The 13,723-nt window shown below is 72.4% G+C and carries 17 protein-coding genes; 6 read left to right on the forward strand and 11 right to left on the reverse strand.

From position 1 onward, the window contains the following. Nucleotides 1-15: 15 nt before the first annotated feature. The 8 genes from S1361_RS06865 to S1361_RS06900 form a co-directional block, all read right to left on the reverse strand. Nucleotides 16-1,611 carry an alpha/beta hydrolase gene (locus S1361_RS06865; RefSeq protein WP_208030948.1) on the reverse strand — a complete coding sequence of 532 codons (1,596 nt, stop codon included), beginning with the start codon at nucleotides 1,609-1,611 and terminating at the stop codon, nucleotides 16-18. Between the two features lie 133 nt (nucleotides 1,612-1,744). Next, nucleotides 1,745-2,503: an urease accessory protein UreD gene (locus S1361_RS06870; protein ID WP_208036506.1), complete on the reverse strand. Its 759-nt coding sequence runs from the start codon at nucleotides 2,501-2,503 to the stop codon at nucleotides 1,745-1,747. Further along, complete coding sequence (gene ureG, locus S1361_RS06875) at nucleotides 2,500-3,177, reverse strand: urease accessory protein UreG (protein WP_208030949.1); 678 nt, start codon at nucleotides 3,175-3,177, stop codon at nucleotides 2,500-2,502. The genes S1361_RS06870 and ureG overlap by 4 nt, the downstream gene beginning before the upstream one ends. Nucleotides 3,178-3,365: 188 nt before the next feature. After that, a complete protein-coding gene (locus S1361_RS06880; protein WP_208030950.1) occupies nucleotides 3,366-4,040 on the reverse strand; it encodes an urease accessory protein UreF in 675 nt (224 codons plus the stop codon). A gap of 10 nt (nucleotides 4,041-4,050) precedes the next feature. Next, on the reverse strand, nucleotides 4,051-5,772 hold the full coding sequence (locus tag S1361_RS06885; protein ID WP_208030951.1) for an urease subunit alpha: 1,722 nt from the start codon (nucleotides 5,770-5,772) through the stop codon (nucleotides 4,051-4,053). Next, a complete protein-coding gene (locus S1361_RS06890) occupies nucleotides 5,765-6,076 on the reverse strand; it encodes an urease subunit beta (protein WP_208030952.1) in 312 nt (103 codons plus the stop codon). The genes S1361_RS06885 and S1361_RS06890 overlap by 8 nt, the downstream gene beginning before the upstream one ends. A gap of 10 nt (nucleotides 6,077-6,086) precedes the next feature. Continuing rightward, the gene (locus tag S1361_RS06895) at nucleotides 6,087-6,389 is read right to left on the reverse strand and encodes an urease subunit gamma (protein WP_208030953.1); all 303 of its coding nucleotides are present in this window, start codon (nucleotides 6,387-6,389) and stop codon (nucleotides 6,087-6,089) included. A gap of 226 nt (nucleotides 6,390-6,615) precedes the next feature. Next, nucleotides 6,616-6,894, reverse strand: a complete 279-nt coding sequence (locus tag S1361_RS06900; protein ID WP_208030954.1) for a type II toxin-antitoxin system Phd/YefM family antitoxin — start codon at nucleotides 6,892-6,894, stop codon at nucleotides 6,616-6,618. Nucleotides 6,895-6,980: 86 nt separating this feature from the next. Between S1361_RS06900 and S1361_RS06905 the strand changes: the two genes are divergently transcribed. From S1361_RS06905 to S1361_RS06915, 3 genes are all read left to right on the forward strand, one after another. After that, nucleotides 6,981-7,616, forward strand: a complete 636-nt coding sequence (locus tag S1361_RS06905) for an ATP-dependent Clp protease proteolytic subunit (RefSeq protein WP_208036507.1) — start codon at nucleotides 6,981-6,983, stop codon at nucleotides 7,614-7,616. 7 nt (nucleotides 7,617-7,623) lie between these two features. Continuing rightward, the gene (locus S1361_RS06910; protein ID WP_208030955.1) at nucleotides 7,624-7,929 is read left to right on the forward strand and encodes a hypothetical protein; all 306 of its coding nucleotides are present in this window, start codon (nucleotides 7,624-7,626) and stop codon (nucleotides 7,927-7,929) included. A 578-nt stretch (nucleotides 7,930-8,507) separates the two neighbouring features. Then, on the forward strand, nucleotides 8,508-8,981 hold the full coding sequence (locus S1361_RS06915) for a C40 family peptidase (protein WP_208030956.1): 474 nt from the start codon (nucleotides 8,508-8,510) through the stop codon (nucleotides 8,979-8,981). 7 nt (nucleotides 8,982-8,988) lie between these two features. Here S1361_RS06915 and S1361_RS06920 read toward each other — a convergent pair whose 3' ends face one another. Further along, nucleotides 8,989-9,606, reverse strand: a complete 618-nt coding sequence (locus S1361_RS06920; protein WP_208030957.1) for a LysE family translocator — start codon at nucleotides 9,604-9,606, stop codon at nucleotides 8,989-8,991. Between the two features lie 84 nt (nucleotides 9,607-9,690). Between S1361_RS06920 and S1361_RS06925 the strand changes: the two genes are divergently transcribed. Next, a complete protein-coding gene (locus S1361_RS06925; RefSeq protein ID WP_208030958.1) occupies nucleotides 9,691-10,614 on the forward strand; it encodes a LysR family transcriptional regulator in 924 nt (307 codons plus the stop codon). A gap of 113 nt (nucleotides 10,615-10,727) precedes the next feature. Here S1361_RS06925 and S1361_RS06930 read toward each other — a convergent pair whose 3' ends face one another. After that, nucleotides 10,728-11,180 (reverse strand): ATP-binding protein, encoded by a 453-nt coding sequence (locus S1361_RS06930; protein WP_208030959.1) that lies wholly within the window; start codon nucleotides 11,178-11,180, stop codon nucleotides 10,728-10,730. A gap of 212 nt (nucleotides 11,181-11,392) precedes the next feature. Between S1361_RS06930 and S1361_RS06935 the strand changes: the two genes are divergently transcribed. Further along, a complete protein-coding gene (locus S1361_RS06935; RefSeq protein ID WP_208030960.1) occupies nucleotides 11,393-12,253 on the forward strand; it encodes a helix-turn-helix domain-containing protein in 861 nt (286 codons plus the stop codon). Nucleotides 12,254-12,262: 9 nt separating this feature from the next. Beyond that, complete coding sequence (locus S1361_RS06940; protein WP_208030961.1) at nucleotides 12,263-12,484, forward strand: DUF397 domain-containing protein; 222 nt, start codon at nucleotides 12,263-12,265, stop codon at nucleotides 12,482-12,484. A gap of 57 nt (nucleotides 12,485-12,541) precedes the next feature. On the opposite strand, the gene S1361_RS06945 is transcribed toward S1361_RS06940, so the two are convergent. Beyond that, a complete protein-coding gene (locus tag S1361_RS06945) occupies nucleotides 12,542-13,669 on the reverse strand; it encodes an 8-amino-7-oxononanoate synthase (protein ID WP_208030962.1) in 1,128 nt (375 codons plus the stop codon). Nucleotides 13,670-13,723: the final 54 nt, after the last annotated feature.

Raw genomic sequence — 13,723 nt, forward strand, 5'->3', positions numbered from 1 at the left:
ACCGTACGGGTGGGGTTACGGCTTGGGCGTGGCGTGCGGGGCGCAGGTCACGTCCTTGCCGTCCAGCGTGCCGTCGAGCAGGTAGGCGTCGACGCGCTGGTTGATGCAGGGGTTGACCAGGCCGGTCACGCCGTGGGAGCCCGCGTTCTTCTCGGTGATCAGGCGGGAGCCCTTGAAGCGCTTGTGCAGTTCGACGGCGCCGTCGTACGGGGTGGCGGCGTCGCGCGTGGACTGCACGATCAGGACCTTCGGCAGGCCCTTGTGGGTCGTGACGTCGACCGGCGTGTGCTGCTTGGCCGACCAGGTGGCGCACGGCAGGTTCATCCAGGCGTTGGCCCAGGTGAGGAACGGGTAGTCCTTGTTGAGCCGGGTGTTGTCCCGGTCCCACTTCCGCCAGCTGGTGGGCCACTTGGCGTCGGCGCACTCGACGGCCGTGTAGACGGCGTTGCTGTTCTCCGCGGAGATGTTGCCCGCGGTGTCCGACAGGTCCGGGGCGGCGGCGTCGACCAGCGCCTGGGTGTCACCGGCGAAGTACTTGCTGAACACGGTGGCGACCGGCACCCACGAGGAGTCGTAGTACGGCGCGCCCTGGAAGAAGGAGATCAGCTCGGCCGGGCCGACGACCCCGCCGATCGGGTGCTTCTTCGCGGCGGCCCGCAGCTCCAGCCACTTGGCCTGGACGGCGGCGCGGGTGGTCCCGAGGTGGAAGGCGGCGTCGTTGGCGGCGACCCAGTTCTGCCAGTCCTTCCAGCGGCGCTCGAAGGCGACGTCCTGGTCCAGGTTGGCCTGGTACCAGATCTTCTCCCGCGACGGGTCGACGACGCTGTCCACGATCATGCGGCGCAGGTGGCCCGGGAAGAGGGTGCCGTAGACGGCGCCCAGGTAGGTGCCGTAGGAGACGCCGAGGTAGTTGAGCTTCTTCTCGCCCAGCGCGGCCCGGATGACGTCCAGGTCGCGGGCGGTGTTCGGCGTGGTCATGTGCGGCAGCATCGCGCCGCTGCGCTTGGCGCAGCCGTCCGCGTACGCGCGGGCCAGCTTGCGCTGCGCGGTCTTGTCGGCCTGGCTGTCCGGCACCGGGTCCATCTTCGGCGCCTTGACGAACTCCTGCGGGTCGACGCAGGAGATGGGCGTCGAGTGGCCGACACCGCGCGGGTCGAAGCCGACGAAGTCGTAGGCCTTGGCGACGTTCGCCCAGAGGGCGTTCTTGGTGGTGACCCGGCGCGGGAAGCGCAGGCCGGAGCCGCCGGGGCCGCCCGGGTTGTAGATGAGCGCGCCCTGGCGCTCCTTCTTGGTGCCGGTGTTGCCGATGCGGTCCACGGCGAGCTTGATCTGCTTGCCGTAGGGGTGGGCGTAGTCGAGCGGCACGCTGACCCAGCCGCACTGGATGGGCTTCTCCAGCCCCCAGTCGTCCGGGCAGTCGTGCCACTTGACGCCTGCCTTGGCGGCGCGGGCGGCGGCAATCTCCGCACCCTTGGCCTCCCGGTCCGGCGCGGTCCGCCCGGCGGCACCGGCCGTGGGCGCCGACACGACGCCGGCGATCAGGGTGGCGGTGACAAGCGCTCCGGCGGAACCGAGTGCCAGCAGGCGGCTCTTCGGTCTGTTGTCCCTCAAGTGGGCCCCTCCCCGTACCTCGCTGTGAGTGGTCAGGCGGGGATCCTCTCGGCTGTGAGGCCGCTGGGAACAGGGTTTTCCGGGCTTCTTTACCAATCCGATAACCGGATGATCATGTTCGGGCGGCGAACCGTCAGCTGAGCCTGGTCAGCGCCTCGTCCAGGATCCGTCGCAGTCGCAAGGCGTCCGGCGCGACGGCACTGACCAGGACCGCCGGGCCGGCCAGCGGAATCAGGGCCGCACGTTCGCCCAGCACCTGCGCCTCGACCGCCGACCGCGCGAACTCCTCCCGCACGACCACGAGTTGCCCCACCGCACGATACCCGGCCAGCACCGCCGGACCGTCCCAGCCGCCCGGGGCGCCGGGGCCGCAGGACAGCTCCTGGTCCAGCACGGTGCGGCCCGCGACCCGCACGGTCAGCCGGCTGGTGAGCCGGCCGGGCTGCTCACCGGTCCGCCCCAGCACCTGCTCCTCGCGCAGCACGAGCCGGGCACCGGCGCCGAGTTCGGCCCGCGTGGCGACGTACAGGTCACTGCCCTCGACGGAGATCAACTGCTCGGGCAGCCAGTGCAGTTCGGCTCCGCCGGCCACGTCGAGGCGGACGTCGTAGCGCGCCTCGCCCTTGGTCTGGCCCGGCAGGGCGAGGGTGGCGGCGGCCGATCCGACGTGCAGCCGGGCGCCCTCCTCCACCCGGGCGGACAGCGTGAAGCGGTCGCCGCCGAGCGGTCCGCTCATCGCACCGACGATCATGACCTTCGTCCCGGGTCCGGTCGACCGGGTGCGGCGCAGCGCCAGGGGGCCCTCGCCGTCCAGGACGGGCAGGGCCGTACCGCCGCGGCCGTCGGCGCGGGCGACGATCCGGGCGCCGGCCCGGACCCCGGTGACGGTCACGCCGTCCACGCGGCGAGCCGCTCGCGGACCCACGCGGCCACGTCCGCGACACCCCTCTCGCCGCGCAAGGACTGGAAGACGACGGGGAGTTCGGCCCGCTGCGCCTTGGCGTCGGCGGCCATCCGCGTGAGGTCGGAGCCGACGTACGGGGCGAGGTCGGTCTTGTTGACGACGAGCAGGTCGGCGGTGGTGACGCCGGGGCCGCCCTTGCGCGGGATGTCGTCGCCGCCGGCCACGTCGATGACGAAGACCTGGGCGTCCACGAGCCCCTTGGAGAAGGTGGCGGTGAGGTTGTCGCCGCCGGACTCCACGAGGATCAGGTCGAGCGGGCCCACCGCGTCCTCCAGGTCCTCGACGGCTTCGAGGTTGGCGGAGATGTCGTCGCGGATCGCGGTGTGCGGGCAGGCGCCCGTCTCGACGGCGGTGATCCGCTCGGGCGGCAGCACGGCCTCCCGGAGCAGGAACTCGGCGTCCTCGCGGGTGTAGATGTCGTTGGTGACGACCGCGAGGGACAACTCGTCGCGCAGCGCCCGGCAGAGCGCGGCGACCGTGGCGGTCTTGCCGGAGCCGACTGGGCCGCCGAGCCCGATGCGCAGGGCACGGCGGGTCCCGTCGGGACGGTGGGCGTCCGCGCCGACGGCGGCGGGACCGGAGTGGGCGTGATCGAGGTGCATGTACGGCTCCTTGTGCGAGTGACCCGGTGCCGAGAGGGCCACTGTTCGTCCGAGGGAGTGGGTGGTGGCGGGCGGGCGAGGCCAGGACCGCGGGGGTGCGAGGCCGGGACGACGGGGGTGCGAGGCGGCACGGCCGGGTGCGAGGCCAGGCGGCGGATGGGTGAGGTCAGGAGGGCGGATGGGTGAGGTCAGGACGCGAACAGCCGCACGGGCCAGGCGGCATGGAGCTCGGCCATGACCTCCAGCAGCGGTGCCGAGGCCGCCGGCAAGGCGTCGGTGCCCTCGTCGGCCACCCTCCGCGCCGCCTCCACCGCGGCGTCCGCGACGCGGTCCAGCTCCGGGGCCAGCCGGGCGAGGACCCCGGTCGCGTCGAACGGGTCGAGGCTCAGCAGCCGCACGGTGGCCGTCGCCGGCCCGCTGACGCTCTCGTACGCCGCGCAGTGCGCCGCGTCCTCGGGCCCGAGTCCGGCCGCACGGGCGGCGAGTCCGAGCACCACCGGCTGATGGGCGCCCTTGGGGAACCGCCGGGCCAGCGCGTCGAGTTCGGCGGACGGCCAGGTCGCCCGGGCGGCCCGCAGCAGCTGCCGGCCCAGGCGCCGCGCAGCGGTCCGCAGCGCCGGGGACGGCGTGCGGGCGTCGGCCGCCGCGTCCAGCCCGGCGGGGTCGGCGCCGAGCACGGCCGCCGCCGCGAGGGCTGCCGCGACCAGCCCAGTGGTGTGCAGCCGGCCCCGGCAGAAATCCTCCAGGCTCGCGGCGTCGGTGATGTGGCCGGCCTTGACGGCGGCCTCCGCCCCGCCGGAGTGCGCGTGCCCGCCGGCGGGGAAGCGGCCGTCGGCCAGGACCAGGAGTGCTGCCCGTGACATCACGCCGCCGTCAGAAGAGGAAGTAACGCTGGGCCATGGGCAGTTCGGCGGCCGGCGTGGCCTCGACCAGTTCGCCGTCGATGTGCACGGCGAAGCTGTCGGGGTCGATCCGGACGTCCGGCAGGGCGTCGTTCTCGCGCATGTCGGTCTTGGTGACCGCGCGCGTGGACTCGATCGCCACGAACCGCTTGCCGAGTGCCAGCCGCTCCGGCAGCCCGTCCTCGATCGCCGCTCCGGCCACGAAGTTGACGGAGTTGGCCGCGGGGGCCCGGCCGATCGCGCCGTACATCGGGCGGGGCAGGATCGGCTGCGGGGTGGGGATGGAGGCGTTGGCGTCGCCCATCTGCGCGTACGCGATCTGGCCGCCCTTGATGACGAGGAGCGGCTTGACCCCGAAGAACGCGGGCTCCCACAGCACCAGGTCCGCGAGCTTGCCGGTCTCGACGGAGCCGATCTCGGCGGCGAGGCCCTGGGCGAGCGCCGGGTTGATCGTGTACTTGGCGACATAGCGCCGTACCCGGTGGTTGTCGGCACGTCCGTCGCCCGGCAGCGCGCCCCGCCGGCGTTTCATGACGTGCGCGGTCTGCCAGGTCCGCAGGACGACCTCGCCCACCCGTCCCATGGCCTGGGAGTCGGAGGAGATGATCGAGATCGCACCCAGGTCGTGCAGGATGTCCTCCGCGCCGATGGTGGACGGGCGGATCCGGGACTCGGCGAAGGCGAGGTCCTCGGGGACGGCCGGGTTGAGGTGGTGGCACACCATCAGCATGTCGAGGTGTTCCTCGGTCGTGTTGACGGTGAAGGGCCGGGTCGGGTTGGTGGAGCTGGGCAGCACGTTCGGCTGCGAGACGACCGTCATGATGTCCGGGGCGTGGCCGCCGCCGGCTCCCTCGGTGTGGTACGAGTGGATGCCCCGGCCCGCGATCGCGGCGAGGGTGTCGCCGACGAAGCCCGCCTCGTTCAGGGTGTCGGTGTGGATGGCGACCTGGATGCCGGTGCGGTCGGCCACGGTCAGCGCGGCGTCGATGACGGCCGGCGTCGAGCCCCAGTCCTCGTGCAGTTTCAGGCCGACGGCGCCACCGCGGATCTGGGAGAGCATCGCCTCGTGGCTGACGGTGTTGCCCTTGCCGAGAAAGCCGACGTTGACCGGGTAGGCCTCCATCGCCTCCAGCATCCGGGCCAGGTGCCAGGGGCCGGGGGTGACGGTGGTGGCCTTGGAGCCCTCGGCGGGCCCGGTGCCGCCGCCGACCAGCGTGGTGATGCCGGAGGACAGCGCCTCGTCGGCCACTTGCGGGCAGATGAAGTGGACGTGCGCGTCGATGGCGCCGGCGGTGAGGATGCGCCCGTTGCCCGCGATGATCTCGGTCTCGGGGCCGATGACGAGATCCGGGTGGACGCCGTCCATGGTGTCCGGGTTGCCGGCCTTGCCGAGGGCGGTGATCCGGCCGTCGCGGATACCGACGTCGGCCTTGACGATGCCCCAGTGGTCGACGATGACGGCACCGGTGATCACGGTGTCGGGGGTGCCCTCGGCGCGGGTGGCGCGGGACTGGCCCATGGACTCGCGGATGACCTTGCCGCCGCCGAAGACCGCCTCGTCGCCGGAGTGGCCGGGTCCGCCGGAGCGGTCCTCCTCGATCTCGATCAGCAGGTCGGTGTCGGCGAGCCGGATCCGGTCGCCGGTGGTGGGGCCGAACAGGTCGGCGTAGGCGGCGCGGGAGATCTCAGGCATCGAGGGCACCTCCGGTCTCGCCGCGCAGTCCGGGCACGGTCCGGGCGCCGGCCAGCGGGACGAGTTCGATCTCCACGGGGATGCCGGGCTCGAAGCGGACGGCGGTGCCCGCGGCGACGTTCAGCCGCTTGCCGCGGGCGGCGGCGCGGTCGAACTCCAGGCCCGGGTTGGCCTCGGCGAAGTGGTAGTGGGAGCCGACCTGGACCGGCCGGTCGGCGGCGTTGAGCACGGTCAGCCGGGTGACGTCGCGGCCCTCGTTGCAGACGACGGGGTCGTCCGCGAACAGGATCTCTCCGGGAATCATCGCGGCCCCCTCAGATGATCGGCTCGTGGACGGTGACGAGCTTGGTGCCGTCCGGGAAGGTGGCCTCCACCTGGACGTCGTGGATCATCTCCGGGACACCGTCCATGACGTCGTCCCTGGTCAGGATCTTGCGGCCGGAGGACATCAGCTCGGCGACGGTGCGGCCGTCGCGCGCGCCCTCCAGGATGTGCGACGTGATCAGGGCGACCGCTTCCGGGTGGTTGAGCTTGAGCCCGCGGGCCCTGCGCTTCTCGGCGACGTCGGCCGCCACGTGGATCAACAGCCGCTCTTGCTCGTGCGGGGTCAGTTGCACGTCCCACCTCACAGTTCTTGCTCCGGACCGTGCGGGGTCCGGTTGCCGCAGCCACCGCGACGGGGACAGGTGTAACACACAGACAAATTGCCGGATCTTCGTCAACCCGGGCAGAAAAACCCCTGGTGGCGTGGTTCGGCAGGCTAGAACGCCGGAGTTTCAGCGACGTTAACCAGACCTTGATCGGCCCATGACCGGCCGATGGGTTCCCGCCGAGACGGGCGGCTCAGGACGCGCCCGGCCTCCGGTGCTCCGCCGCGATCCCGAAGCGCTGCTGGTCGCGGGGTACGGAACCGGCCTCGCGGACGCGGGACACCGAGCTGATGATCTGCTCGTCGGCCGGCTCGTCCAGCGCGTCGAGCCGTTCCAGATCGGCGGCCGAGACCAACGCGACCAGCGGCTTGCCGTGCCGGGTCACGACGACGCGCTCACCGCCGTACACGACGCGGTTGATCAGGTCGGCGAGTTCAGCCCTGGCTTGCGTCACCGGAATCTCGTAGGCCATACCCCCATTCTAACGTCACGTACGTCCTGTACATTTTTTACAGAAGTCGAGCCCTCCGGGGCTTCGTCATGAGGAGGGGTATGTCCATGCACCGACCGGCCGCCCGACACGTGCTGCCCGAGTTCAGCGAGCGCACCGGGAACGCCGTCCGCACACTCGACCCGTACGCGAAGCTCTTCGAGGACCGGATCGTCTTCCTCGGCACACCGGTCGACAACGCGGCGGCGAGCGATGTCACCGCGCAGCTGATGTACCTGGAACACGCGGCGCCGGACCGGGACATCACGCTGTACGTGAACTCGCCGGGCGGCTCCTTCGACGCCATGGCGGCGATCTACGACACCATGCAGTACGTCAGCTGCGACGTGGTGACCTACTGCCTGGGCCAGGCCGGCGCCTCCGCCGCGGTGCTGCTCGCGGCCGGCGCCCCGGGCAAGCGGTTCGCGCTGCCCGGCGCCCGCATGGTGATCGAGCAGCCCGCGCTGCCCGAACCGGTGCGCGGCCAGCCCAGCGACCTGCTCATCCAGGCCGAGGAGTTGCTCCGGACCCGGGCGACGCTGGAGCGGATGCTCGTCCGGCACACGGGGCGCACGCCCGAACAGGTCCACGCGGACCTCGAGCGTGACCTGGTCCTGGACGCCGCCGGGGCCGTCGCCTACGGTCTGGTGGACGGCATCGTGCCCGGCCGCCGGGACACGCCCGGCGCACCGGACGCGAGGTGAGCCGCCCATGCTGCCGGACCTTCCGCCGCTGCCCGCGCTGACCCGTGCCGAGGGCGAGTTGATCGACCGTTACCTGGAGGCGGTGGACCTGCTGGGCCGTATCAATCCGGCCCGGTCCGGGGACACCTACCACGGGCTCCGCGCGGCCCAGGCCCTGGTGCGCAAGGCGGCAGAGCTGCGGGACGCGCTCGCGCTGATGCACCAGCGGGGCGAGGCGGAGCTGCACGGGGACACGCTGGCACGGGCGTTGCGGGTGCTGGACGGTGAGCGCCGGGTCGCTCGCGTCGCGCTCCCGCCGGACGGCGTCTGCTGAGGCGGACGCCGGTCGGGGCCCGCCGGGTACCCGGCGTCGACACGCGCCGCTCGGACGGCACGCCAAACGCCCCGAACGACGTACCGCCGACCGGGTAGTTGCAGATCGTTTTCCGGGCCTCCCGAGTTGCACGGCGCGCGGGTCCATGGGCCGCCGGAAAGGTGCTTCGCCCCAGGTCGGGGGGTACGTCCGGAAGTTGACGGAGGCTCGAACGGAGCAGTGTCCACCCGAACGGGTGAGTGGTGAGTAACACCACAAATCCCCGATTCCATTGGGATTTTCGGACAGTCGTGAGTCAAGATCCCTGTCTGACGACAAGCCCCCGCCACCGCGGCGGGGCGGTCCGGGCGGACGCCGAGTCCTGCCGCCGCCCGGATGACCGGTCGACAGGAGTGGATCGGCAGGAGTGGAGGACCCAAGCAAGACGGGTCGCCGGACCGGATGTGCGTCTGTTCGACACGGACGGGCGTCAGGCTCCGAGCAACCCTTGGGGTGAAGCCGCGGCAACGCGGCCGGGCAACTTCGCCAGCCCGAATCCGACAGGTCATCCTTCACAGGCGGCTGACGAAGGGTTGCGCATGACTGCGCTCAATCGTGTCCCGTCGCTGATGGCCCGGGCCGGCACGGCCTCGGCCCTCACCCTTGCCGCCGTGGGCGGCTCGATCGCGGTGCCCGGTCTCGCCACCGACGCCTCCGCCGCGACCACGGCGACGAAAGCACTCCAGATCGCTGCCTCCAAGAAGGGCGCCCCGTACGCCTGGGGAGCCACCGGACCGCGCAGGTTCGACTGCTCGGGGCTGACGCTCTACTCGTACAAGAAGGCCGGCAAGAAGCTGCCGCGCACCGCCGCCCAGCAGTACAACAAGTCGCACCACATCTCCGCCCGCAACCGCAAGGCGGGCGACCTGGTCTTCTTCCACTCGGGTTCCAGCGTCTACCACGTCGGCATCTACGCCGGCCACGGCAAGATCTGGCACGCCCCGAAGACCGGGGACGTGGTGAAGCTCCAGAAGATCTGGACGAAGAGCGTCTGGTACGGCCGGGTCAGCTGACCTGCCGTCAGGCCAGGAGCGGCTCCAGCAGCAGGGCCGCTCCCAGGGCCGTCAGCGCCGCCCCGGTGCCCGCCTGAAGCCCTCGGGCGGCCCGGGGCCGGCGCAGCCACCTGCCGAGCCGCTCCACCAGCAGGGCGACCAGCTGGAACCAGACCAGTGCCAGCGTGCACACGATCAGCGCGAGCAGCAGGGTCCGGGGCAGGGCGGGGCTGCCCGCGGGCACGAACTGGGGCAGCAGGCTCAGGAAGGTCAGCGAGGCCTTCGGATTGAGCACGTTGGTGACGAACCCCTGCCGGAGCGGGTGGGCGGTTCCGGCCGCGGTCTCCTCGGGGGCCGCGGCGGGCCGCCGCAGGGCCCGCAGGGCGCGCACTCCGAGGTGCAGCACATAGGCGCCGCCGAGCAGTTGCAGCGCCCGGAACAGCGTGGGTACGGCGACCAGGACGGCGGCGACGCCGGCCACCGCCAGCGTGGTGTGCACCAGGAGCCCGCCGGCGATGCCGAGCCCGCAGACCACCCCGGCCCGGCGCGAGACGAGCGCGTTGCGTACGACCACGGCGAAGTCCGCGCCCGGCATGGCGACCAGGCCCGCGGCGATGCCGGTGAAGGCGATGAGCTGTCCGTCCATGCCGCCCAGCCTGCCCCGCGCGAGCCTTCAGCAGGTATGTCGACTTCACTGGGCAGGCCTTAAGCAATGCTTTAGCCTGGCGGCATGTACGACCCGACGCGCCTGGCCGCGCTGGTGGCGGTCGCGGAGGCCGGCTCGATCACCCGGGCCGCCGACCGGCTCGGCTACACGCCGCCCGCCCTCTCCCAGCAGCTGGCCAAGCTGGAGCGGGAGGCGGGCACGGCACTGCTGGTGCGCCACCATCGCGGGGCCCGGCTGACCGAGGCGGGCGAGGTGCTGGTGGCACACGCCCGGTGTGTGCTCGACGAGCTGGAGCGGGCCCGGCACGCACTGGCGCGGCTGACCGGGCTCACCGGCGGCGCGCTGCGGCTCGGCACCTTCCCGACCGCCGGGGTGCATCTGCTGCCGCCGGCGCTGAGCGCGTTCCGGCGGGCGCATCCCGACGTACGCCTCTCGGTCGCGGACTACGACCCCCCGGCCGGGGTCACGGCGGTGGCCGCCGGCGAGGTGGACCTCGCGCTCACCCACACGTACCACCCGGCCGAACCCGTCCCGGTGCCGGCGGCGGTGCGGCTGGAGCCGGTGCTGGTGGAGGAGCTGGTGCTGGTGACCGCTCCGGGGCACGCGCTCGGCAGTGCCGCGTCCCGGCTGCCGCTGGCGGAGCTGGCCGGCCAGCCGCTGATCAGCATGGCGCCGCACCACCAGGCCCGGCGGGAGATCGAGGCGCTGCTCGCCGAGGTGGGCGCCACGCCGGCGCTGCTGGTGCCGACGCCCGGGTACGCCGTGGTGTGCGCGCTGGTCAGTGCCGGGCTCGGGGTGGCCGTCGTACCGGAGATGGTGGCGCGGACCGCGACCACGCCGGTGGGGATGCGGCCCCTGGAGGGCGGCCGGCTGCGGCGCACGATCTCGGTGGCGTACCGCGCAGAGGAGACGAATCCGGCCGCGGACGCCTTTCGCGCGCTGCTGCGGGGGGCGTTCGGGCGGGCGGGGAGAAGCACGGGCGGCTGAGTGCGCCGGTCGGCGGCCACAGGTTCCCGATGTGGGCCGACGCCTCGGGGAAACTGCCGTGCGTCACCTGTCCCATGGGGGCCCGGGGCACCGGCGTGGCTCCGTCCGGAGGGCTACTCCGGGCGGCCCGCCGGGACCGGTGCGGCCGGGAGGCTCCAGGGGAGTTCGATGGAGACGGTCTTGCCGCCCTCGCGGGTGGGGCGGATACGGAGTCTGCCGCCGCACTCGGCGGTGAGCCAGCGGATGATGACCAGGCCGCGCCCGTTGTCCTGCTGGACGGCGGCGGGCAGTCTCTTCGGGAAGCGGGGATGGCTGTCCGTGACGCCGATGCGCAGGTGTTCGTCATGGTGCAGCGCGACATCGACCGTGAAGGTGGGTGACTGGCCGAAGGTGTGCTGTACGGCGTTCGTGGCGAGTTCGGAGACGATGAGCCGGACGGTGTCGGCCGTCTCGGTGTCGGACGGCAGGCCCCACTCCGCGAGGGTGCCCACGACGTAGGCGCGGGCGGCGGAGACCGAGGCGGGATCGCTCGGCAGAGTGACGGATGCTTCCAGATGGTCTGCCATGGCGACGTCGTCCCTTTCCCACGGGACCGCGGTCCGACAGACGGCGGAGGGTTCGAGTACGGTCCCGGACTGGTGCTTGTTCGCCAGCGTGCCATCAACGGGCCGCCACGGGGTGCGATCCACCAAGATATGCATATATCTGTCGCCCGAAGCGGTGAACTCTACGACGCGAGAGCGTATTCGGGCGGCCCGGAAGGAGTAAGGAGAAGCCCATGCAGAACGGTCCGGCGGTGCGGCGCCGCAAACTGGGCGCCGAACTGCGCACGCTGCGTACCGGCGCTGGGCTCACGAGCGGTGACGCGGCCCGGCTGGTCGGCTGGCACCAGTCGAAGGTGAGCCGTATCGAGACCGGCGCCAGCGGCGTGAAACCGGCCGATCTGCGGTTACTGCTGGACGCCTACGGGGTGCGGGACAGACATCTGCGCGAGTTGCTGCTGATGCTGGCGGGGTCGGAGGACGCGGGCGGCCGGCACCGCTGGTGGCACGCCTACCGCGGGGTGCTGCCGCCCACGTACCGCGATTTCATCAGCCTGGAGTCGCAGGCCAGCGTCATGCGCACCCTGGAGACGACGGTCGTGCCCGGGCTGCTGCAGACCGCCGAGTACGCCCGCGCGGTGACCCGGGCGGCCGTGAAGGACCTGGACGAGGAGCGCCTGGACGCGCTGGTGGAGGTCCGTCTGGCCAGGCAGGACGTACTCCGTTCGAACCCGCCGCTGGTGCTGAGCGCCGTACTGGACGAGGCGGTGCTGCGCCGCGAGGTGGGCGGTCCGGGGGTGATGAACCGGCAGCTGGAGCGGCTGATGGAGGCGGCGCGCCTGCCCCAGGTACGGCTGCAGGTCCTGCCGTTCGCCGCGGGAGCGCATGTCGGCCTCACCGGGCCTTTCGTTATCTTCTCATTTCCGAGCACTTCTGATCTGGATGTGGTTGTTCTCGACCAGTTGACGAGTAGCCTCTACCTGGAACGGAAAGAAGACCTGATGGCCTACTCCGAGGCCTTCAACGCCCTTCAGTTCCACGCCCTTTCCCCCGAGGAATCGTTGGACTACATCGCCGGGATAGGTGACGGCGCGTAAGGAGGCACCATGTCAGCCCTGCCTCGGAACGTCCCTGCCAGTACCGACCTGCACGACGTGCGCTGGCTGCGCAGCAGCTACAGCACCGGAGCCAACAACTGCGTGGAGACGGCACGGCCGCGCTCCGGCCCTGGGGCCGGACTGCTCGCCGTGCGCGACTCGAAGCAGCCGTCCGGGCCCGCCCTGCTCTTCTCCCTCGCGAGCTGGACGGGCTTCCTGACCGCACTCTGATCAAAATCGATCAGTACCTGACCGCATGCGGGCGACACGCGGCCGTGTCACGCCGACTCATGGTCGCGTTTCGCCGATGACTCGTACAGCGCGTTCGATCTCCGCCCCGGACAGGTCCGCGCGGGCGGTCAGCCGCAGCCGGGAGATGCCGTCGGGCACGGAGGGAGGGCGGAAACAGCCCACGGCCAGTCCCGCCGTACGGCAGTCGGCCGCCCAGCGCACCGCCTGCTCCGGGGACGGAGCCCGCACGGAGACCACCGCGGCGTCCGGACGCACCGCCTCCAGACCCGCGGCGGTCAGCCGCCCGTGCAGTTCCGCGGCCACCTCCCGGGCCCGCGCCGCCCGGCCGGGCTCGCGCTCCAGCAGCCGCAGCGCCGCCAGCGCGGCACCGGCCGCCGCCGGCGCCAGCCCCGTGTCGAAGATGAACGTCCGGGCCGCGTTGACCAGGTGGTCGATCACCCGGGCCGGGCCCAGCACCACACCGCCCTGACTGCCCAGCGACTTGGACAGGGTGGCCGTGACGACCACGTCCTCGGCGCCCGCCAGCCCGGCCTCGTACGGCGCGCCCCGGCCGCCGTCACCCAGTACGCCCAGTCCGTGCGCGTCGTCCACGACCAGTCCCGCACCGTGCTCCCGGCAGGCCGCGGCCACCTCGGCCAGCGGGGCCTTGTCGCCGTCGACGGAGAACACCGTGTCGGACACGGCGATCGCCGGGCCCTCGTGCGCGGCCAGGGCCTTGCGCACGGCCTCCGGATCGGCGTGCCCGACGACCTGCCGCTCGCCACGGGCGAGCCGGCAGCCGTCGATGAGGGAGGCGTGGTTGCCCGCGTCGGAGACGATGAGCGAGCCGTGCGGGCCGAGCGCGGTGACCGCGGCCAGGTTGGCGGCGTACCCGGAGGAGAACACCAGGGCCGCCTCGAACCCGCAGAAGTCCGCGAGCGCGCGCTCCAGCTCCGTGTGCAGCCCGGTGGTGCCGGTGACCAGCCGGGAACCGGTGGCGCCGCCGCCCCAGGTCCGGGCGGCCGCGGCCGCGCCCTCGGTGACCTCGGGGTGGCGGGCCAGGCCCAGGTAGTCGTTGCTCGCCAGGTCCAGCAGCGGCGAGTCGGCGGGGCGCGGGCGCAGGGTGCGCACGAGTCCGGCGCGGCGGCGCGCCTCGGCCTGCTGGTCGATCCAGCCGAACGCCATGGGTCCTCCGGTGCTTTTGTAGGTAGCGGACAGACCCTAGCGGTACGTCCGGCC

This window comes from Streptomyces cyanogenus, from assembly GCF_017526105.1.
Lineage (GTDB): Bacteria > Actinomycetota > Actinomycetes > Streptomycetales > Streptomycetaceae > Streptomyces > Streptomyces cyanogenus.